General features: G+C 64.9%; 3 protein-coding genes. All 3 read right to left on the reverse strand.

Annotation, left to right across the window (positions count from 1 at the left end; all coding sequences use genetic code 11):
- Positions 1–934: CaiB/BaiF CoA transferase family protein (locus QOC69_RS12310; protein ID WP_526439785.1), on the reverse strand; the 934-nt coding region annotated here is incomplete at its 3' end.
- Between the two features lie 36 nt (positions 935–970).
- A complete protein-coding gene (locus QOC69_RS12315; protein ID WP_526439787.1) occupies positions 971–1,753 on the reverse strand; it encodes a FadR/GntR family transcriptional regulator in 783 nt (260 codons plus the stop codon).
- 75 nt (positions 1,754–1,828) lie between these two features.
- Positions 1,829–2,824: an LLM class flavin-dependent oxidoreductase gene (locus QOC69_RS12320; protein ID WP_526439789.1), complete on the reverse strand. Its 996-nt coding sequence runs from the start codon at positions 2,822–2,824 to the stop codon at positions 1,829–1,831.
- Positions 2,825–2,829: the final 5 nt, after the last annotated feature.

Raw genomic sequence — 2,829 nt, forward strand, 5'->3', positions numbered from 1 at the left:
TCAACTTGCCGATCACGTCTCCGACGATTTGTTGAGCAGTGTCGCTGTGCTCGGCCATCGCCTCGATCGAGGTGAACCGGGGATCTTCGGCGACATCGTGCAGTCCCATCAGTCGGCAGAACTCCGGCCAGTATCGCGTCGGCTGCAGCATCGACAACTGGACGAACCTGCCGTCGGCCGTCCGATAGGCGCCGGTGAGCGGGTTGCCCGGAGCCTGGGTTCGGCGTTCCACCTTGGGCAGCGGGCCGCCCATCAGCATCGCCATGTTCACGTTGAATTGGGTTGCCCAAGCACCGACCGCCAAGAGCGAGACGTCCAGCACCGAGGGTTCCCCCGTGGCCTGTCTGCCGTAGAGTGCCGCCGCCACACCTCCGGCGATACTGATCCCGCCGATGTTGTCTCCGTAAGCCCCGGCGGGCATGAACGGGCTGCGTTCGGCATCGGGTGATGTGAGGCCGTCCGCGCTGCCACCGCGGGCCCAGAAAGCCGTAGCGTCGTAGGCCCCGGCATCGCGGTCAGGCCCTTCTGCGCCGAAGCCATTGCCCATGACGTAGATGATGTCGGGGTTGACGCGGCGGACGTCGTCGACGTCGATGGACAGCTTCTTCCGCGACGACGGCAGGTAGTTCGTCAGGAACACGTCGCTGCGTCGGATCAGTTCGTCGAGTAGGGGACGGGCCTCGGAATTGTCCAGTGCCAGCCCGACACTGCGCTTTCCGCGGTTGGGCCCCTCCATGATCGGCGCGAACGAGGATCCGGGTACCGTCGCCGCGGCGCCCAACACCTTGACCAGCCCGCGCTGGGCATCGCCGGTGACAGGATGCTCGATCTTGACCACGTCGGCGCCCCAGTCGGCGAGCACCGCGCCTGCCGACGGAACGAAGGTGAATTGTGCGACCTCGAGAACACGAACTCCGTTGAGCGGCTTACGCATCAGATGTCCTTCAAGTGAGGTGGGCGCGGTGCCCACTCAGTGCATGATGTCTCGGACCTGCGTCTTCTCGTAGCCTTTGAGTAGCGCTGCGCCGGCGTTCTCCATGTGTCGTCGCCAATGCGCCTCGGCCTCAGCGCCCTCGCGAGCGGCCACCAGATCAGCGAGTCGGGTATACGACCGCATCAGCTTGGTGTACTGAGCCTTGGGCACGACGTTCTGGACGCTGAGAAATGCTGCGGTCATATGCTTTTCGAAGATCTCGTGCAGCATGCCCGCGATCACGGTCAGCGTCGCGTTGCCCGACAGCTCCACCAGTCGACGGTGCAGTCCGGTCGAGGCTGCGGCCAATCTGCCCGTCTCCCATGCGGTGGGGATCTCATCGATGAGGTCGCGTAGCTCGCGATGCGCCGCTACGGTGCCATCTTCAGCGAGCAGTCGCGCTGCATACGGTTCGATACCCATCCGTGCGGTCATCACGTCGGCAAGTGTCGTTCCCGCCAGGGCGAGCAGGAAGCCTGCCGGTCGTGCGACGATTTCGGGACCCGGGACGCGAACTCGGGCACCGGTACGTGAGCCGCGCCGCACCTCTACGAGGCGATCGGACTCCAAGACGCGCACCGCTTCTCGCAGCGATGGACGGCTGACCTGGAAGTGATTCATGAGTTCGGCTTCGTAGGGCAAGAAGTCGCCGTCTTTGAGCTGTCCCTCGACGATCATCCTCCGTAACGTGTCCGCCACGATTTCGGCCGTCTTGGGCGACCGAACCGCACCGTTGTTCTCTGACACGGTCATCGGCGCGAGTGGTTCCCGCTTGGGCATCGCGACCTCCTGAAACTCGACATGTACTACTCAGTACACCATGTAAGGCACGGATCTGGGGCACCGCCGCGTACTTCAGTGCAGCTGCGACAAAACGCGCGTCGCGGCTGAACCATAGCCAGCGCGTCGTCGGCGTCCGACCAGGAAACTCGGCGGTGATGCAAACGCCATGTCGGGCAGTCGTTTGCGGGTCGCAAGCATTTCGCGCGCCTGTGCGTCGTCGCCGCAGACCGCGATCGACCACAGCATATCGTCGGTGACGTGGTCGGCGATCGTTTCTGGTTGGCCGCTGCGGAAGGCCAGACGGATCCGGGCGACCTCGTCGGTCCATCCGTGCAGTTCGACGAGTGAGTCGTAGGTCTTCACGGTGAAGTAGAAGGCGATCTGAAGGCGTGCGTCCCGGACCGCCCGGGCCGGGTCGTCGTTGTCGACCGCGGTGATCAGCCAACCCCAGCGTCGTAGCTCGGCGGGGTCGCGTCCGCGTGATTCGGCGCCGCGGGCCAGTTCTGGCTCGACAAGTTCAGTCCACCACCGATCGGTGAACAGGCCGTGCCCCAGCACGCCATCGGCGGTGCGGCCCACCGTGCGCAACATGATCTTGTTGAAGGCTCCAATCAGGATGGGCACGTCCAACCTGCCGAGCACGGGCGCACGGATGTCTGCGTCGACCGTGTAGAACTGGCCCTCGTATCGAACACGTTCGCCGTTCTCAGCGTGGAGGAACGCCCTGATCACCTCGATCAGCTCGGCCATCCGGGGGGCGGGGTGGGCGGCGTCGACACCGAACCAGTCCTTGTTCATCCGCGAGGTCCCCGACCCAAGTCCCAGAAAGACCCGGCCCGGCGCGAGTGTGGAGAGATGTCGGACCGCAGCGGCGTGCACGAACGGGGATCGGGCGAACGCATATGCGATCCCGGGGCCGATCTTGGCCTGCGAGGTACCGAGGGCCATCTCAGTCGCTGTTATGTAGGCGTTCAGGTCGGCGAACTCACCGGCGCAAAACGCCCGCGCCCCGGCAGTCTCAGCCTGCGTCGCCAGCGCGGGTCCCGGCCATGGCAGACCCCAGTCCATGTGCT

The sequence above is a fragment of the Mycobacterium sp. genome (assembly GCF_032162105.1).
Classification (GTDB): domain Bacteria; phylum Actinomycetota; class Actinomycetes; order Mycobacteriales; family Mycobacteriaceae; genus Mycobacterium.

Bases quoted from the DNA above. Each gene is read 5' to 3' on its own strand.
- QOC69_RS12315 (WP_526439787.1), bottom strand. From the start codon at position 1,753: ATGCCCAAGCGGGAACCACTCGCGCCGATGACCGTGTCAGAGAACAAC.
- QOC69_RS12320 (WP_526439789.1), bottom strand. From the start codon at position 2,824: ATGGACTGGGGTCTGCCATGGCCGGGACCCGCGCTGGCGACGCAGGCT.